This is a genomic window from Streptomyces sp. NPDC002884, from assembly GCF_040295245.1.
Lineage (GTDB): Bacteria > Actinomycetota > Actinomycetes > Streptomycetales > Streptomycetaceae > Streptomyces.
Map to the genome: position 1 here is coordinate 599,919 of NZ_JBEOVB010000003.1, position 17,966 is coordinate 617,884.

The window sequence follows — 17,966 nt, forward strand, 5'->3', positions numbered from 1 at the left end:
TCAGCTCGCCGTCCCCTCGGCCCGCGCTGCTCGCGCCACGGCCTCGGTTCGCAGCCGTACCCGGTCCGGCTTGCCGGGACCCACCAGCGGCAGCGTGCGGCGGAGTTCGATCTCGGCGGGCACATGGTTCGCCGACAGCGCGGCGGTGATGTGCCGTTCCAGCACCGCGCGGTCCAGGGTCACGCCGTCGCGCGGCACCACGGCGGCGCAGATCCGCTCGACGCGCTGTTCGTCCTCGACGCCGAAGACCGCGGCGGCCTCCACACCCGGATGCTCCAGGAGCGCCCGCTCGACCGCGCTCGGATGGACCTTGATGCCCTTGACCTTGATGACGTCCGCGATCCGGCCGTGCAGGTGCAGCCAGCCCGCCTCGTCGAGGTGTCCGATGTCCCCGGTGTGCACCCAGCCGTCCCGCACCGTACGCGCCGTCAGCGCGGGTTCGTTCCAGTAGCCGGCCATCTGCCACCGGCCGATCACGCACACCTCGCCGGCCTCGCCGACGGGCAGTTCCCGACCGTCGGCGACGGAGCGGATGCTCACCCGGACGGCCTCCGGCGGGCGGCCGACGGTGGCGCGCAGCTCCGGGTCCAGGTGGTCGTGCGGCGTCAACAGGCTGACCAGTCCGGTCTCGCTGGTGCCGTAGACCTGGAAGAGCACGGGGCCGAGCGCCTTCACCGCGTGGGCGAGCCGCTCGGGCGCGGCGGGGCTGCCGGTGTAGAACACCTCGCGCAGGCTGGTCAGGTCGGTGTTCGCCGCCTCGGGGTGTTCGGCCAGCGCGTTCACCTGGGGTGCGCCGAGCACGAGGCGGGTGATCCCGTGGCGGGGGACGGCGCGCAGCACTTCGGCGGCGTCGAAGCCGGGGTGCAGGACGACGACTCCGCCGGCGACGATCGTGTCGTCCGCGGTGGCGCCGCTCGAGTGGGTGAGGGGCGCGGTGACCAGGCAACGGGCGCGGTCACCGCGGACCGCGGAGGTCGCGACCATCTCGTTCTTGACCGCGTAGGGCCAGCTGACGCCTTTGGGCTTGCCCGTGGAGCCGCTGGTGTAGGTCACGACGGCGATCGTGCCCTGCTCGGCGGTGGTGAGGTCGAGGTCGCCGGGGGCGGACAGGTCGATCGCGCCCGGGAGGGTGCCGTCGCCGCCGAGCACCGCGACCGGCGGACGCTCGGGCAGGGAACCGCAGAGTTCCAGTGCCCGCGCGAGGTTGTCCCGGTCGATGGCGAGCATGGCCGGCCTCACGTCCACGAGGATGCCGAGTTGCGCCTCGGCGGACAGCTCGTCGGAGGGGTCGACCGCGTTGACGCCGCGGATGTGCACCGCGGTGGCGCCCACCAGGTTCGCCGCGTAGCGCAGTATCAGAGTCCCGGGCGTGTTCGGGTTCGTCAGTACGGCCACCGCGCTGCCGGGACCGACGCCGTGTTCGCGCATCCGGGCCGCGGCGGAGATGACGGAGTCCGCCAGCCGGCGGGCGGTGGTCGGCGTGTCCCGGTGAACGAGCGGGACGCCACCGGGTTCGGCGCTCAGCTTCGCGAGGATCTGGCGCACGTAGTGCTCATGGCCTTGCACGTACGTTCTCCAATGCGACTCGGTGGTCAACAGGCACGTTCGGGCATGGCGTGTCGGCATGTCCGGGCCGGGTGGGCAGGGGCCTTCCGGCGGGGTGCATCGACCTGCGCCCTGATCCCGACCACCGTAGGTTCCGGCCGGGGAGGCTCACATCCCTCGGGCTGGTAGCCCGGCGGGGTCACCGTGCGGTCACTGTCGACGGCTGTCAGGGGGTGCCCACACGCAGGGCCTGCCCGGTGAGGGGGCCGGCGGCGGCCCCGGTGAGCATGGCGACGGTCCGGGCCGCCTGCGCGGAGAACTCGGCCGCAGTGGGGATCCGGCCCGCCCGGGTGCCGAGTTGGTCGACGGGGAGGGGCGCGGTGAGGAGATGGGCCGTGATGCCCAGCGGCGCCAGTTCGAGGGCCAGGGTCCGGGTGAGGCCCTCCAGCGCGGTGCGGACGGTGGCGTTCTCGGCCTCGGCGCCCGCGGCGTCGGCGACCGTGATGATCCGGCCGCCACCGTTCTTGATCATGGGGTCGAGTACGGCCTGGCAGGCCAGGAAGACCGCGCGCAGCGGCACGGCGGTCGTGTCGGCCCACTGCTCCCGGGAGAGCGCGTGCAGTGGCCCGGGGCCGGCCACGGGGACGACGACGAGCAGGACCGACGGATCGCCGAGACCGGCGCACACCTGCCCGATCGCGGCGTCGGCCGACTCCGCGTCGCGCCAGTCGGTGTGCACCGCCATCGCCCGGCGGCCCAGGTCCTCGACCTGGGCCGCCGTGGCCGGGCCGGCCGATCCGTCGGCGTCGAGCAGTGCCACGTCGAATCCGGCCGCGGCCAGCGCGAGCGCCGCGGCGGCCACGGTGTCGGTAGCGGCTCCGGCGATGATCGCCACCTGCGACATTCCCCCACCTCTCGTCCTGCGCGGGCCGGTTCGCCCGCATGCGCCGAAGGGTAGGGCGGTCCGAGCCCGGCCGACATCGGTCGGGTTGGTAGTCGTTCGGGTGGGTCAGCGGGTCAACTTGCGTACGGCGGGGAGGACTTCGGCGCCGAGGATCTCGATGATCTCGGCGACCCGCGCGAAGGGCATCCCGCCGAGGTCGATCTGGGCGAGCAGCCGGTCGTGGCCGAACAGTTCGTGCTGCCGCCCGATCCGGTCCACGATCTGCTGCGGGCTGCCGAGCAGCAGCGCGCCGTCCTCGCCCCGTTGCAGGTCGAACATCTCGCGCTCCCCCTGGATCCGGCCCCGCGAGTGGTGCGCGGCGTACGCGGCCCAGTGGGTGTGGAAGCGGTCCACCTCGGCGGGGCTGTTCGCGACGTGGAGGTAGTTCGTGGTGGCCACCGGCAGTTCCGCCGGCTGGTGCCCCGCCTTCTCCGCCGCCGCCCGGTACACGGTGAACGTCTCGACGAAGCGGGAGAGGGCACCGCCGGTGGCGCCGACGAGGATGGGCACGCCGAGCGATCCGGCCCGTGTCGCGCTCCCCCGGTTTCCGCCGACGCCGACCCAGACGGGCAGCGGGTAGCGGTTGGCGCGGGGCACGACCCCGGCGCTGGTGAGCGGCGCACGATGGCGGCCCGACCAGCTGACCCAGGGCTGGGCGGCGATCTTGCGCAGCAGCTCGAAGTGGTCGGTGAACAGGTCGTCGTAGTCGTCGAGTTCGTACCCGAACAGCTCGAACGGCTCGGGGAACGCGCCCCGGCCCACGGTGATCTCGGTGCGGCCCCCGGAGATCAGGTCCACGGTGGCGAAGTCCTCGTACACCCTCACCGGGTCGAGGACCCCGATCAGCGTCGTCGCGCTGGTGAGCTTGATGCGTGTGGTGGCCTGGGCGATCGCGGCGAGCACGACGGCGGGTGAGGACACCGCGTAGTTCGGATGGTGGTGCTCTCCGACGGCGAAGACGTCCAGGCCCGCCTCGTCGGCGAGCACGGCGGCGCGCACGATGTCGGAGATCCGCCTGCCGGCGGGCGCGACGTCACCGGTCGCCGGATCCGGGGTGAGATCGGCGAGGCTGATCAGTCCAAGTTCCATGCGGACATCCTGTCAGGACGCCCGTGGCAGTGGCGGGCCGTTCCCCGGCCCGTGGTGCGGAGCGGATCAGATCCGCCAGGAGCGTGGCCACTTCCATCGCCTGACGGGTGTTCAGCCGGGGGTCGCACGCGCTCTCGTAACGGTGCGGCAGGTCCGCCTCGTCGACGCCCGCGCCCAGGCACTCGGTGACGTCGTCCCCGGTCAGCTCCAGATGGGCGCCGCCGGGGTGGGTGCCGAGCCTCCGGTGCACCTCGAAGTACCCGGCGAGTTCGTCGAGGACGTGGTCGACGCGCCGGGTCTTGTGGCCGGTCGGCGCGACGAAGGTGTTGCCGTGCATGGGGTCGCACTGCCAGACCACCTGGTGTCCCGTCGCGGCCACCTTCTCGACGATCGGGGGCAGCACGTCGCGCACCCGCCGGTGTCCCATCCGGCTCACCAACGTCAGCCGGCCCGGCACTGCGTCCGGGTCCAGCCGCCGTACGTACTCGACGGCTTCCTCCGGGGTGGTCGTGGGACCCAGCTTCACTCCGACGGGGTTGGCCAGCAGTTCGGCGAACCCGATGTGGGCGCCGTCTAGCCGGCGCGTCCGCTCGCCGATCCACAGGAAGTGCCCCGAGCCGCTGTAGGGGCGGCGGTCTCCGGGCGGTCCGGGCCGCAGCAGCGCGCGCTCGTAGTCGAGCACCAGCGCCTCGTGGCCGGTGAAGACCTCGCCGCCCGTCCAGGCCCGCACGAAGTTCATCGCGACCCCCGAGGCGGCATGGGCCCGGAGCATCCGGTCCGGGTCGGGCGCCCGCTCCGCCGGGGTCGCGGCGAGGCCGTTGACCATGTCACCGCGGTAGACGGGCAGTCCGTGGGCGTCCACCGCGGCGGAGCGGGGCTTGGCGTACTGCCCGGCCATCCGGGCCAGCCGGACCACGGGCAGGCCGCCCGCGCGGGTGAGCACGGCGGCCATCCGGGCCAGCAGGTCGAGGTTCCCGCGCAGATGCGACTCGGTGTTGCCGGCGAAGGTCTCGGCGCAGTCCCCGCCCTGGAGAACGAAGGCCTCACCGCGCGCCACCTCCGCGAGCCGGGCCGTGAGGCGGTCGGTCTCGGCGGGCAGGACCAGCGACGGCGCCGTACGCAGCACCTCACGGACGGCCCGTACCCCGGCCGGATCCGGCCAGTCGGGCTGTTGCGCCGTGGGCCGGGCGACCTCGGCCGCGAGCGGCAGCGGGGCGGGGCCGGCGCCCGGCAGCCCGAGGTGCGTCATCGGCGCGGCGGGGACGGGACGTCGTGCGGGGTCGCTGTCGTCGGCCGTCCGCGGCGGGGGTTCCGGGCGCCCGGTGGCGGGAGGCCGGCCGCGGTCCGTCCGGCAGTCATCACCGTCCGCCCGGTTCACGACTGCCCGGCGCCGGCTTCGCACAGCTGCACCAGCGCCCGTGCGGCCAGCCGGTAGCCGAGAGCGCCGAGGCCGACGACGACGCCGGAGGCGAGGGGTGCGAGAACGGATGCGTGCCGGAACTGTTCCCGGCCCCAGACGTTCGTCAGGTGCACCTCGATCCACGGGGGGCCGTAGGCCGCCAGCGCGTCCCGGAGGCTCCAGCCGGCGATCATCAGGGCACCGGGGTTCACGATGGCGCCGACGGTCGTGGAACGGTGCTCGTGCAGGGTCCGCACCAGCTCGCCCTCCCCCTCCCGCTGGACCGAAATCACTTCCCAGCCCACTTCCGCCACTTCGACCGCAACCATTTTCTCGATATCACCGAGGGTTTCCCGGCCATACAATTCCGGCTCACGTTCGCCAAGAATTCCAAGATTCGGTCCGTTCAGCAAAAGAATGGCGCTCATACCCACCCCTCCGTGCGACGGAATCCGGCCGTCGGACACCATCACGACCCGGTCCGCAACGCTCGCCCACCCCCACTCACACCACAACCGCACGACTTGACAGTCCTGAAAACCGGCGAATCGATCTCCGAATCAGCCCAGCTCAATGGCCTGCCCAGGCCACACCTCGCGCAAACATGCGACAGTCGCACATCTCGCCGAACCCCTCACGGACCACAAGTCAAACAAGAGCCGGCAAAAGATTCGTCAACTCTCTTGTGGCATGAAATCACTCTTCCGGGATCGAATTACTGCCCAAAAATAGCCACCGTTGACAACCGCAAGAAGCCGCCCATACGCTCACTCGAGCATGTCGGATTTCGTATTGCATAGGCGGGGGTTGCTTTGCAAAACAGCATGTTAGCCGAGTGCGACACTCCCCATACGACGGTATCTCCACTGAAATGCACGACATCCTCGTGCCGTACCGCCCCCTTCGTCTCGTCGGCCCGGCGTTCCTGGCGCGACGGCCGACTGGACGACGGCATCGGCATCGCCGAACAGGCGCTGCACGACGGATGCACAGCGGCCAGTCCCTGCCGCGCGGAAGCCGCGTTCGTCCTGAGCCTCCTGCTCGCGCAGGTGCGAAGGACGGACCACGCACAGGCCGTACTGGGGACCGTCGACGAACTCGTCCGGGCGCGCCGCGACGACCGGTTGACCGCGACCGCGACCCTCGCCCGGTCCGAAGTCGTCCTCGCCACCGGTGACTTCGGGAAGGCGGCCAAGCTCGCCACCACCGGGCTCGGGGAGGCCAAGCGGTCCGGCCTCAAGGCCTGGACACCGCTCGGACACTTCGTGCTGGCGCAGTCCGCACTGCGCCAGGGCCATCTGTCCACGGCCGTCCGCTACGCGCAGAAACTCAAGGAAGACACCGTCTTCCAGCGGGAGATGCTCCCCGTCGGCCAGGCCGCCTGGGCCGTGATCCAGATCGCCGAGGCCAAGACGGGCCGGCGCAACGCCGTGCCGCTGGGAGCCGAGTTGCTCACCGCGGACGCGGCCGTACGCCAGCTCTCGATCGCCGAGCCCGCGGCGCTGCCCTGGCTCGTCCGGCTCATGATGAACTGCGGCCGCAGACAGCTGGCGGCCCACGGCGTCCGGATCTGTCAGCAACTGGCCGCCAGCAATCCGCACTTCAGCTCGTTGCAGGCGGCCGCGGCCCATGCCGCCGGACTGCACGACGAGGACCTCGGCAAGCTCCGGCTCGCCGCCGAGTCGCACGTCGATCCCTGGGCGAAGGCGTCGGCCAACGAAGACATCGCTGTCATGCTCGCCCGCGGCGCCGACGACCGCGCCGCCCCGGCGCGCGACCTCCAGCAGGCGCTGGCCGCCTACACGCAGACCGGAGCGTGGCGGGACGCCTCCCGCGTAGAGTCCCAGCTGCACCACAGCACCGCGGATGCCGCGGTGGTGGGCCGGCATCAGCGACGGCGGGAGATCCCGGAACTGACCGACACCGAGTACGCCGTCGCGCATCTGGTCGCCCAGGGCTTCACCAACGGGCAGACCGCGGGCCGGCTCTTCCTGTCGCCGCACACCATCGCGTTCCACCTGCGCAAGATCTTCCGGAAGCTGGGCGTGGGGTCCCGCGTGCAACTGGCGAGCGCGTGGAACGACCTGGCCGTCCGGCAGACGGGCCTGCGCGAGCACAGCGACGAGCGCCGTCACAACGGGCCGGCCCCGGCCGTGCTCGCCGCGGAAGCCTCTCCCCGACGGGGACAGACGGCGCCGCTGCCCTACGGGGCGGCGGCACAGCGCGCCTCACACAGGTGATCCCGGGGGGCGCCGCTCCCGGTGGCCGGGACGAACGGCGGGTCTCCCGGGCCCGGCGGGCGGCCGCGTCGCCGGTGAGGCTCCGCCGCGCCGCCCGCGCGCACCCGGGCCGCTCCCCCGCTCAGGCCAGGGAGTCCTCCGGCACACAGGAGACGGCGCCGCAGCTCCGCAGGCCGGCGATGTCCGCGGCGGAGTAGCCCAGCTCGCGCAGCACCGGCGCGGTGTGCTCGCCGAGTGCCGGGACCGGCCCCATCGGCAGCTCCACGCCTTCGAAGGTGAACGGCGGCAGCAGCCCGAGCACGGTGCCGCCGGGGGTCTCCACCGGACGCCAGCGGCGGCGCGCGGCAAGTTGCGGATGGTCCAGCAGGTCACCGACCCCGTTGACGCGGGCCGACGCGATGCCGATGGCGTCCAGGCAGGCCACGAGCCGGTCCGCGGACGTCGCCGAGGTGTGCTCGGCGACCAGCGCGTCCACCTGCTCCCGGTGCCGCACCCGGGCCACGTTCGTCGCCCAGGCCGGGTCGGTCGCGAGGTCGGGCCGGCCCAGGAACTCCGCGGCGAACCGCGCCCACTCCCGGTCGTTCTGCACTCCGATGACGACGTCCGCGCCGTCGGCCGTGGGAAACGCGTCGTAGGGCGCCACGCTGGGATGCGACAGGCCCATGCGACCGGGCGAACGTCCGGTCCCCTGGGCGTGGTGGATCTGGTAGCCCATCCATTCGCCGGTCGCCTCCAGCATCGAGATCTCCAGCGCGGCGCCCTCACCCCCCACCCCCCGCCCCACCAGGGCGGCGAGGGTCGCGGACAGGGCGTACATGCCCGCCGCGATGTCGGCGGCGGGGACGCCCGCCTTCGCCGGGCTGTCGGCCGCCCCGGTCACCGAGACCAGGGCCGCCTCGCACTGGATGAGCATGTCGTAGGCCCGCTTGTCCCGGTAGGGGCCGGTGCTGCCGTACCCCGACATGTCGACGGTCACCAGGCGCGGGTGCCGGGCCCTCAGCCCGGCGGCTCCGAAGCCGAGGCGCTCGGCCGCGCCCGGGGCGAGGTTCTGCACGAAGACGTCGGCGGTGGCGACGAGCTCGGTCAGGACCTGGCGCCCGCCGGGCGACTTCAGGTCGAGCGTGACCGATTCCTTGCCCCGGTTCAGCCAGACGAAATGACTGGCCAGTCCGCCCACGCTGGTGTCGTAGCCGCGCGCGAAGTCCCCGCCGTCCGGGCGTTCCACCTTGAGCACACGGGCGCCGAGGTCGGCCAGGTGACGGGTGGCCAGCGGCGCCGCCACCGCCTGCTCGACGGCGACCACGGTGAGGCCCGCGAGCGGCAGGCCGGTACCCGCGAGCGGTCGCGTCGGGGGCATCCCGCGTCACCGCCCCTGGGGCGTGAGGGCCACCGGCAGGGAACTCATGCCGTGCAGGATGCTCGAGTAGATCCACTCCTCGGGGCCGGTCTGCTCGGCCGAGGACACCAGGGTGCGCAGGGCGCCGAGCACCTCCTCCACCTCGATCCGCGCCAGGTTGTGCCCCAGGCAGATGTGCGAGCCGAAGGCGAACGTCAGGTGCTTGTTCGGGGAGCGGTCCAGGGTGAAACGGTCCGGGTCCGGGAACACCTCGGCGTCACGGTTGACCGAGGGGGTCCACACGGTGACGATGTCGCCCTCCTTGATCGGCCGGCCGTTCACCTCGGTGTCGGCGGTGGCCGTCCGGCCGCTGTGCAGCGACGGCACGGTCCAGCGCAGTACCTCGTCGGCGGCGGTCGTGAGGCCGGCCGTGCCGTCCTTGAGCGCCCGCCACTGCTCCGGGTGCTCGATCAGCGCCTTCAGGCCGCTGGAGATCGCGTGCCGTCCGGTCTCGTCGCCGCCGATGATCAGCCCGTAGCAGTTGGCCATCAGGTCGCGGTCGCTGATCGGGTCGCCGTCGATACGGCAGTTGGCCAGCAGACTGATCACGTCGTCGCCGTCGCCGCCGCGCCGCGCGGCGGCCACGTCGGAGAAGTACAGCAGGAGTTCGCTCTTCGCCTGCCAGGTCGCCTCCGGGGAGGCGTCGGCCTCGTCGGAACTCCAGGCGTGCGAGGTGCGGTCCAGCAGGTAGCGGTGGTCGCTCTCCGGCACGCCCAGGAGGTCACAGATGGCGCCCAGCGGGATGCTCGCCGACACCTCGCGGACGAAGTCGCACTCGCCCTTCTCCAGGGCGACGGCGAGGAGGCCGTCGATGCTGCGGCGCAGGCTGTGACGGATGCGTGCGAGCGTCTTCGGCGCGAACGCGGAGTTGAGGACGTTGCGCAGCCGGGTGTGCTTCGGGCCGTCGGTGACCGCGAGCATGGATCCGGCCGCCGGGTCCCCTCCGATCAGGAGGTTCTCCAGGGCGTTCCCGCGCTCGGTGGTGAAGTGCTCCTTGTCGCGGTAGACGGCCATCGCGTCGGCGTAGCGGCTGAGCACCCAGAAGCCCGGGCGGTCCTCTCGTGGCGGCTGCCAGTGGAACGGCCGCTGCGCGCGCAGATGACGCCACACCTCGGTGAGGTCCCGCTCGGCGTGCAGCCGGGGGTCGGCGAAGTCCAGGGAGTCGAGCTCATCGGGGCTGACGACGGGGCGGGTCATGATCCGGGCCCTTCCGCGGCGGGGGTGAGAGAGCGGCAGCCTGTGTGCGCCGCCGGGCCGGTGGCCCGTCCCGGCGCGGGTTCTCCGCTGCCCGCCCGCCACCGTAGGCTCGCGGCGGACGCCCCGGCATCCTTCACACGGGTAGTGCGCGCTCCCCCGCGAAGCCGCCGTGCGGGTGGTCCGCGCCCGCCGCGGCGGTCCCCCGGCCGGGCACTACCAGGTCGTGCGATGCGACGGCCGAGACGGGCTGCCTACGGTGGAGCGACACTCGATCACCTCGCCTGTGGATGCCCTGCCGAATTCTCCGGGGCGGTCCGCGAGACGGCGCGGGACACGGACCCTCTCCACGGTGGACGGCCGAGGCTGCTCGGAGGGAACCCACCGTTGCGGGCGGGAGACAAGAGGAGAGTAGCCAGCATGAAGCCCCGGCCCGCACCGACCTTCCCGGCCTGGCCACAGTTCGACGACACCGAACGCGAGGCTCTCGAGCGTGCGCTGGCACAGGGCCAGTGGTGGCGCATGGGAGGCAGTGAAGTGGCCTCCTTCGAGGAGGAGTTCGCCGAGTACCACGGTGCCCGGCACGCGCTGGCCGTCACCAACGGAACGCATGCGCTGGAGCTCGCCCTGCAGACCATGGGCGTCGGCCCGGGCGACGAGGTGATCGTGCCCGCGTTCACCTTCATCTCGTCCTCGCAGGCGGTGCAGCGGCTCGGCGCGGTCAGCGTGCCCGTGGACGTGGACCCCGGGACGTACTGCATCGACGTGGCCGCGGCGGCCGCGGCCATCACCCCGCGCACCAAGGTGATCATGCCGGTGCACATGGCCGGGCTGCTGGCGGACATGGACGGACTGGAGAAGCTGGCCGCCGACGCCGGCGTGGCGCTGCTCCAGGACGCGGCGCACGCGCACGGAGCGCGATGGCGTGGCCGGCGGGTCGGGGAACTGGGCTCGATCGCCGCGTTCAGCTTCCAGAACGGCAAGCTGATGACCGCCGGCGAAGGCGGCGCCCTCGTCTTCCCCGACGAGGAGATGTACGAAAGGGCGTTCCTGCGGCACTCCTGCGGCCGCCCGCGCACCGACCGCCACTACCTGCACCAGGTGGCCGGCACCAACATGCGGCTCAACGAGTTCTCGGCCGCGGTGCTGCGCGCCCAGCTCGCCCGGCTGGACGGTCAGATCACGGTCCGTGAGGAGCGGTGGCCGGTGCTGTCCGCGCTGCTGGCGGGCATCCCCGGCGTCCAGCCACAGGCCGACGACGACCGCACCGACCGCAACCCCCACTACATGGCCATGTTCCGGCTGCCCGGCTGGTCCGAGGAGCGGCGCAACGCCCTGGTGGACCGGCTGGTGGAGGCGGGGCTCCCGGCGTTCGCGGCGTTCCGCGCGATCTACCGGACCGACGCCTTCTGGGAGGCCAACGCCCCCGAAGGGACGGTGGACGAGGTGGCCGCGCGGTGCCCGAACGCCGAGGCCATCAGCGCGGACTGTGTCTGGCTGCACCACCGGACGCTGCTCGGCTCCGTGCCCGCGCTGACGGACGCCGCCGCCATCGTGGCCGAGCTGGTGCGCGCCGGATGACCGTACGCACGTTCCTGGTCGGACTCGGCTGGTCCGGTCGGGAGATCTGGCTTCCCCGGCTGCTGGCCCACGACGGCTACGACGTCGTGGCCGCCGCCGACCCCGATCCGGCGCGCCGCGCCGCGTTCACCGCCGCGACCGGACGCCCGGCGTTCGCGGATGCCGGCGCGTTCGACACCCGGCAGGCCGACCTCGCCGTCGTCGCCGTCCCCAACCACGCCCATGCCCCGGTGGCCCACGACCTCCTGCTGCGCGGGCTGGCCACGTTCGTGGAGAAGCCGGTGTGCCTCTCCGTGGCCGAGGCCGAACTCCTCGCCGACGCGGAACGGCGGGGCGGCGCACCCCTGCTGGCGGGCAGCGCCTTCCGGCACCGGGCCGACGTCGCCGAACTGGCCCGGCTGGTCCCGGCGCTCGGCCGTGTCCGCAATGTCGACCTGTCGTGGATCCGGGCCCGCGGGGTGCCCCGGGCCAAGGGCTGGTTCACCGACCGCTCGCAGGCGGGCGGCGGCGTCCTGTTCGACCTGGGCTGGCACCTCCTCGACGTGCTCGACGCGGTGGTCGGCCCGTTGACGTTCGATCAGGTCGCGGCGGTCACCACGGACGACCATGTGAACGACGCCGGCTGGACGGCGGCCTGGCGCCACGACGCGCCGGCGCCGAACGGCACGGCCGACGTCGAGGACACCGTGCGCGCCTTCCTGGTCGCCGAGGGCGGCCTCTCCGTCGGGCTGCGGGCCAGCTGGGCCTCGCACGGCGCGACGTACGACGTCACCACGATCCGGGTCGAGGGCACCGCCGGGACCGCGACCCTGCGCTGCACCTTCGGGTTCAGCCCCCATCGCGTACCGCGGCCCGGGATCACCCAGGTCCGGGCGGGAGAGCGCAGCGACATCCCGGTGCCCGCCCAACCGGTCGGCGCCGAGTACGACCGTCAGCTCTCCACCCTGAGCACGCTGCCCTCGTGCCGGGGCCGGGCGATCGAGGGCGCCCACCGCATCGTCATGGCCATCGAAGCGATCTACGCCGCCGCGGCCACGTCCCTGGTGCCGGCCGGGCCGGCCGAGTCCAAGGCAGGTGAGAGATGACGACCGTCGCACCACGCAGCGCGGTGATCTTCGACCTCGACGGCGTCCTGGTCGACAGCCACGAGGTGATGGGCAGGGCCTTCGCCGCCGCGTACGCCGAGGTGGTCGGTGACGGCCCCGCCCCGTTCGCGGAGTACCAGCGGTACCAGGGCCTGTACTTTCCGGAGATCATGCGCGTCATGGGCCTCCCGCCGGAGATGGAGGAGCCGTTCGTCCGCGAGAGCTACCGGCTGGCCGACCAGGTCCCGGTGATCGACGGGATCGTGGACCTGCTGGAGACCCTGCGGGGCCGCGGGCTGGGGCTCGCCGTGGCCACCGGGAAGGCCGGGGTGCGGGCGCGCTCGCTGCTGGAGACCCTGCGCCTCGTCGAGTTCTTCGACCATGTGATCGGATCCGACGAGGTCGCGCGCGCCAAACCGGCGCCGGACATCGTGCTCCGGGCCCTGCGGCTGCTCGGCGCCCGGGCCGAGGAGACGATCATGGTGGGGGACGCTCCCGCGGACGTCCACAGCGCCCGGGGCGCGGGCGTCACCTCCGCCGGGGCCACCTGGGCGACGGTCGACGAGGACGGTCTGCTGGATGCCGGGCCCGACCTGGTCCTGAAGTCGCCCGCCGATCTGCTGGCCTGGTGTCCCCCGGCTCCGGTCGGCGGCCTGGGATGAACCTGCCTTCCGCGGCTGCCGGCTCCCGCACGCCGGCGGCCTGGCTGGGCATGGACATCGGCGGCACCAAGGTGGCCCTGCGTGCGGAGACCCCGGGCGGGGCGGTCCGTGAGCGCGTCGCGCGCTGGCACGGCCGCGGTGTCGCCGCCGACATGGCCCGGCTCGCCACCGAGGTCGGCCTGTTGCACCGGGAGGTTCCGGGCGGGTTCGCCGCGGTGGGCATCGCGCTGCCCGCCGCCGTCGGCCCGGACGACCGCGTGACGGTCTGGCCGAGCCGGCCCGAGTGGATCGGCCTGGACGTCCGCTGCGCGATGGCCGAGCTGTTCCCGGGCACGCCTCTCGGCTGGGCCGACGACGGAGACCTGGCCGCGCTGGCGGAGGCGGAGGCGACCGGCTGTGCCGACGTGCTGTACGTCGGGGTCGGGACCGGCATCGGAGGTGGCCTCGTCTCCGGCGCCGGCCCGCTCCCCGGCCTCGGCCGCGGCTCCTTCGAGCTCGGTCATGTGGTGACCGACCCGGACGGTCCGCCGTGCCGGTGCGGCCGCCAGGGGTGTCTGCAGTCCACCGCCTCCGGCCCGGCCACACTGGCCCGGGCGAGTCTGCTGCACGGCGCCGACGTGACGTACCGGCGGTTGCGGGAGGGTCTGGAGCACCAGGAGCTGTGGGCCGTGGAGGCCGTGGACCGCACCTGTCACCGGATCGCGCTCGCGGTCACCGGCGTCCGGGAGCTGATGCATCCCGCGCTGGTGGTCGTGGGCGGCGGATTCGCCGCCGGGCTGCCCGGCTTCGTCGACATGGTGGCGCACCATCTGCACGCCCTGGCCCGGCCGGGTGTGCCCGCACCACCGGTACGGGCATCGTGCCGGGGCGGGCTCACGTCGCTGTACGGAGCCGTGGCCCTCGCCCGCGTCCTGGGGCGCGATCCGGCGCGGACCGCCGCCCCGGCGAGCCGGGTTCCACCGGGCTGAGCGGGGCGGGCGCGCGAGCGCGGAGCGACGGCGGGTCAGATCCGGCTGTAGCTCGGTACGGGTGCGGCGTCGACGGCCGGGCCGACGGGGTCGCCGGTATCGAGTTCGTTCCAGCTGACGGCCAGTTCGAGCCGGGACTTGATCCCGACCTTCTGGAACACCTTGCGCAGATGGAAGGCGACGGTGTGCCGGGACAGGAACAACTGCTCCGCCGTCTCGCCGTTGGTCAGTCCCTGGGAGACCAGCTTCGCCACGGCGTACTCCGTGTCGGTCAGTCCCCGGACGCCGCTGCGCGGCCGACACCGTTCACGGGAGCGTGGGCTGGCGTTGATGCTCCGCAACCGGCTCATGACCCGCGACGAGTCGCGCAGCGATCCCATCCGGGTGTAGGCGTGCATCGCGCGCTCGAAGTGCCCGGCCGCCTCGGGGGATTCCTCCCGGCCTTCGCAGAGCCGGACGCCGATGTCCTCCAGTACCGAGGCGCGGGCCCAGGGGTCGGTGTGGGACTCCGCGGCGCGCCGCAGCTTGTCGAGGTCGCCCTCCAGCAGGGCGGCGGCGTGCAGGACGGCGGCGCCGACCGAGTCGACGTCCGGGTTCTCGGCGGCGAGCCGCTCGGCGAACCGGACTCCCGCCCGGGCGGGGCCGCGTTCGCCGACCCGGAGCAGCAGCCGGACCAGCCAGGGCACCGCCGCGGGTTCCGCCACCAGCAGGCGGCGGGTGAACGTCTCGGACTCGAGCAGTTCCCTGGCGAGGGCCGCGGCCTTGTCGCGTCCCTTGCCCGCCTCGCTGAGCTGCACGACGGCCCACGCGGACTGTCCGATCGGGAACATCTCCCGGGCGAACATCGCGTCCTCCTCGAGCTTGCCGCTGTAGTGCAGCGCGGCGGAGATGTCGCCCCGGCGCAGCGTCGTCGTGGCCAGCACCAGGTTCCCGATCGGGGTCCAGGCGGTCTGGCCGGTCTCGGCCGCGAGGCGCAGACCCTGTTCGGCGAGCGCGGCCGCGTCCGCGTAGTCACCGGCGGCGAGCGCCACCTTCGCCCCCACGAGCACGGAACTCGCTACGAGTTGGGGGTCGTCCCGCACCTCCGGCGACGCGAGGAGCCGGCTCTGCAGGTCCGCCGCCTCCTCCACCTGGCGGATGCCCACCAGGAACAGGGTCAGCAGCAGACTCGCGTAGACGGAACAGCACCTGTCGCAGCGGTCGCAGTCCGCCTCGACCGCCTCTTCGGCGAGGGCTATGGCGGCCCTGAGACTGCCGAGCTGCCAGCGCTCGTGGGCGCGGGTCAGGATTCCGGCGGTGACGCACTCGGGCACGGCACAGGCCGGCAGTGTCGATTCTTCACAGGCATCCAGTTCACGTGCTTGCCCGACCACGGAATCCCCCAATTCGACGAACGGTGCGGTGGGACCGGCGCCCGCTCTCGACGCCGCGTCAAGACCGGCCGGACCGCGATCGGTTCCTTGTGGGAAGACGCTGCGGAGCCACCGGTGAGGTGTGGTGCGCAGCGCTCCGTCGCCTGCGCACCCAAAGGTGTGGTGAATCGATTCGGCCGGCCGACCCGCGTTGCCGAGGCCGCGCCCGGTCAGGGCTCGGGTCAGGGCTCGGCGACCGCCCGGTCCACGTCACCGCTCACAGCGGCAGGCCGCGAAGGGCTTCACCGCGCACCGCGTAGGGGCAGGAGCGGCTTCCATGGCTTCTCGACGTCATCCCCCCCGTTTGTCGGTGCGCGCACCGACCTCGTGCGCCGCCGTCAGGCTACGCCGACCGCGGCAACCCCAGCATCCCCCAGCCTGACAGTCATACGATCACCTCCCTCGTCAGGCCTTGACAACGCCACGCAGGCCGCCGGTAGCGTTCCGAAGCCGTTGCCCGCCGCATCACCTGTCGCGGTACGGAGGCCTCTGGACATGCCCGGCACACCGCATCAGCCCACACCCTGCCCGGACACCCCCGACACGGACGTCATCGTCGTCGGCCAGGGCCCGGTGGGCGCCGTACTCGCCGTCCTGCTGGCCGACCGCGGCCATCGGGTCCGCGTCGTCGAGCGCCGGCCGGAACCCTATCCGCTGCCCCGCGCGACGAGTTTCGACGGGGAGACCGCACGCCTCCTCGCGGCCACCGGCATCGGCGACGACCTGGCCGCGATCTCCGAGCCGGCGACCGGCTACCAGTGGCGCAGCGCGAGTGACCGGCCCCTGCTCGACATCGCGTTCAGCCGCACCGGCCGGTACGGCTGGCCGGACGCCAACACGATGCACCAGCCGGCGCTCGAGGAACTGCTCGCGAAACGGCTGGCGTCGCTCCCGCGCGTCGAGACGCACGTGGGCCACCGCGTGACGGACATCGTCCGGACGGCCTCGGGCGTCACGGCGACCGCGGTCACCGAGGACGGCGCGACGCGCACCTTCACCGCCCGGTACCTGGTGGGCTGCGACGGCGCCAACAGCTTCGTCCGCGAGCACACCGGCGTGCCGGTCACCGACCTCGGCTTCTCCTACGAGTGGCTGCTCTGCGACGTCCGGCTGCACACGCCCCGCGAGTTCGTCCCGACGAACGTGCAGCTGTGCGACCCGGCACGCCCCACGACGATGGTCGGCAGCGGGCCGGGACGCCGCCGCTGGGAGTTCATGCGCCTGCCCGGCGAGAGCGCCGCGGAGCTGGACACCGCCGAGGCCGCCTGGCGGCTGCTCGCCCCGCACGGGGTCACCCCGGCCACGGCCACGCTGCTGCGCAGCACCACCTACCGGTTCCGCGCCCTGTGGGCCGAACAGTGGCGTTCGGGCCGGGTCTTCCTCGCCGGGGACGCCGCTCACCTGATGCCTCCGTTCGCCGGACAGGGCATGTGCGCCGGCATCCGGGACGTCGTCAACCTCGCCTGGAAGCTCGACCTGGTGCTGACGGACCGGGCGCCGGACCGGCTGCTCGACACCTACACGCTCGAACGCCGTCCGCAGGCCAAGGCGTCGATCATCGCGTCGGTCAAGCTGGGCCGGGTGATCTGTGTGACCGACCCGGCGGCGGCGGCCGACCGGGACGCGGCGATGCTGGCCAACGGCGGTGGCCGCGGGCAGCAGGGCCCGCCCGCCGCCGAGCCTCTGACGAAGGGGCTGCTACGGCCGGCCGGGGCGGGGTCCGGTGGCGCGGGCGAGGTCCTGATCGCCGGCACGGTGGAGGCCGACGGCGTGCGTGGCCGTTTCGATCAGGTCATCGGCACCGGCTTCGTCCTGATCACCACGGAGGATCCGGCCGCGCTGAGCGACGCCCACGAGGCGTTCCTGGCCGGTCTCGGGACGCGCGTGGTGCGCCTTGCGCCGCCCGGCTCGCCGGCCGGGCCGGGCGAGGTGCGGGACGTCGACGGCGTCTACCACGCCTGTCTCGCACGACTCGGCGCCGCGACCGTCCTGGTCCGCCCCGACCACCACGTGTTCGGCACCGCCGCACCGGGCGGTGCCGCCGCTCTCGTAGACGAACTGCGCACACAGTTGCGGGGCACCCCGGTCGCACGACCTCACTGACCGGGCCGGGCTCGCACGATCTCACTGACGGGCCGGGCCGGGCTCGCGCGAGCTCACTGACGGGCCGGGCCGCCGACTGCGGCCGGCGCTATGGCCGGTGCTCGGCCGGCGTTACGGCCGGTGCTCGGCCGGCGTTACAGCCGGTGCTCGGCCGGCGTTACGGCCGGTGCTCGGCCGGCGTTACGGCCGGTGCTCGGCCGGCGTTACAGCCGGTGCTCGGCCGGCGCTACGGCCGGTGCTCGGCCGGCGTTACAGCCGGTGCTCGGCCGGCGTTACAGCCGGTGCTCGGCCGGCGTTACAGCCGGTGCTCGGCCGGCGTTACAGCCGGTGCTCGGCCGGCGTTACAGCC

Annotated in this window: 14 protein-coding genes; 6 read left to right on the forward strand and 8 right to left on the reverse strand. The window is 73.2% G+C overall.

Going from position 1 to position 17,966, the window contains the following annotated elements; all coding sequences use genetic code 11:
• From ABT070_RS09960 to ABT070_RS09980, 5 genes are all read right to left on the reverse strand, one after another.
• Positions 1-1,566, reverse strand: coding sequence for a class I adenylate-forming enzyme family protein (locus ABT070_RS09960; protein WP_351757252.1), 1,566 nt, complete (start codon positions 1,564-1,566; stop codon positions 1-3).
• Between the two features lie 205 nt (positions 1,567-1,771).
• Entirely contained in the window at positions 1,772-2,449 is a 678-nt protein-coding gene (locus tag ABT070_RS09965; RefSeq protein WP_351757254.1) for an SDR family NAD(P)-dependent oxidoreductase, read from the reverse strand.
• Positions 2,450-2,554: 105 nt separating this feature from the next.
• Positions 2,555-3,577, reverse strand: coding sequence for an LLM class flavin-dependent oxidoreductase (locus ABT070_RS09970; protein ID WP_351757257.1), 1,023 nt, complete (start codon positions 3,575-3,577; stop codon positions 2,555-2,557).
• A complete protein-coding gene (locus ABT070_RS09975) occupies positions 3,522-4,826 on the reverse strand; it encodes a 3-deoxy-7-phosphoheptulonate synthase (protein WP_351757260.1) in 1,305 nt (434 codons plus the stop codon). Before ABT070_RS09975 ends, ABT070_RS09970 begins: the two co-directional genes overlap by 56 nt.
• A 125-nt stretch (positions 4,827-4,951) precedes the next feature.
• Positions 4,952-5,404, reverse strand: coding sequence for a type II 3-dehydroquinate dehydratase (locus ABT070_RS09980; protein WP_351757263.1), 453 nt, complete (start codon positions 5,402-5,404; stop codon positions 4,952-4,954).
• Between the two features lie 396 nt (positions 5,405-5,800).
• Between ABT070_RS09980 and ABT070_RS09985 the strand changes: the two genes are divergently transcribed.
• Entirely contained in the window at positions 5,801-7,216 is a 1,416-nt protein-coding gene (locus tag ABT070_RS09985) for a helix-turn-helix transcriptional regulator (protein ID WP_351757265.1), read from the forward strand.
• A 121-nt stretch (positions 7,217-7,337) separates the two neighbouring features.
• On the opposite strand, the gene ABT070_RS09990 is transcribed toward ABT070_RS09985, so the two are convergent.
• Complete coding sequence (locus ABT070_RS09990) at positions 7,338-8,573, reverse strand: CaiB/BaiF CoA transferase family protein (protein WP_351757268.1); 1,236 nt, start codon at positions 8,571-8,573, stop codon at positions 7,338-7,340.
• Positions 8,574-8,579: 6 nt separating this feature from the next.
• Entirely contained in the window at positions 8,580-9,809 is a 1,230-nt protein-coding gene (locus ABT070_RS09995) for a cytochrome P450 (RefSeq protein WP_351757270.1), read from the reverse strand.
• A gap of 417 nt (positions 9,810-10,226) precedes the next feature.
• On the opposite strand from ABT070_RS09995, the gene ABT070_RS10000 reads away from it, so the two are divergent.
• From ABT070_RS10000 to ABT070_RS10015, 4 genes are read left to right on the forward strand one after another with little or no spacing between them, the layout of a single operon-like run.
• Positions 10,227-11,387, forward strand: coding sequence for a DegT/DnrJ/EryC1/StrS family aminotransferase (locus ABT070_RS10000; RefSeq protein ID WP_351757273.1), 1,161 nt, complete (start codon positions 10,227-10,229; stop codon positions 11,385-11,387).
• On the forward strand, positions 11,384-12,472 hold the full coding sequence (locus ABT070_RS10005; RefSeq protein WP_351757275.1) for a Gfo/Idh/MocA family protein: 1,089 nt from the start codon (positions 11,384-11,386) through the stop codon (positions 12,470-12,472). The genes ABT070_RS10000 and ABT070_RS10005 overlap by 4 nt, the downstream gene beginning before the upstream one ends.
• Positions 12,469-13,134 carry an HAD-IA family hydrolase gene (locus ABT070_RS10010; RefSeq protein WP_351757278.1) on the forward strand — a complete coding sequence of 222 codons (666 nt, stop codon included), beginning with the start codon at positions 12,469-12,471 and terminating at the stop codon, positions 13,132-13,134. Before ABT070_RS10005 ends, ABT070_RS10010 begins: the two co-directional genes overlap by 4 nt.
• Positions 13,131-14,102: an ROK family protein gene (locus ABT070_RS10015; protein WP_351757281.1), complete on the forward strand. Its 972-nt coding sequence runs from the start codon at positions 13,131-13,133 to the stop codon at positions 14,100-14,102. The genes ABT070_RS10010 and ABT070_RS10015 overlap by 4 nt, the downstream gene beginning before the upstream one ends.
• A 35-nt stretch (positions 14,103-14,137) precedes the next feature.
• Here ABT070_RS10015 and ABT070_RS10020 read toward each other — a convergent pair whose 3' ends face one another.
• A complete protein-coding gene (locus tag ABT070_RS10020; RefSeq protein ID WP_351757284.1) occupies positions 14,138-15,415 on the reverse strand; it encodes a helix-turn-helix transcriptional regulator in 1,278 nt (425 codons plus the stop codon).
• Positions 15,416-16,009: 594 nt separating this feature from the next.
• On the opposite strand from ABT070_RS10020, the gene mhpA reads away from it, so the two are divergent.
• A complete protein-coding gene (mhpA, locus tag ABT070_RS10025; RefSeq protein WP_351757287.1) occupies positions 16,010-17,617 on the forward strand; it encodes a bifunctional 3-(3-hydroxy-phenyl)propionate/3-hydroxycinnamic acid hydroxylase MhpA in 1,608 nt (535 codons plus the stop codon).
• The last annotated feature ends 349 nt before the right edge of the window (positions 17,618-17,966 follow it).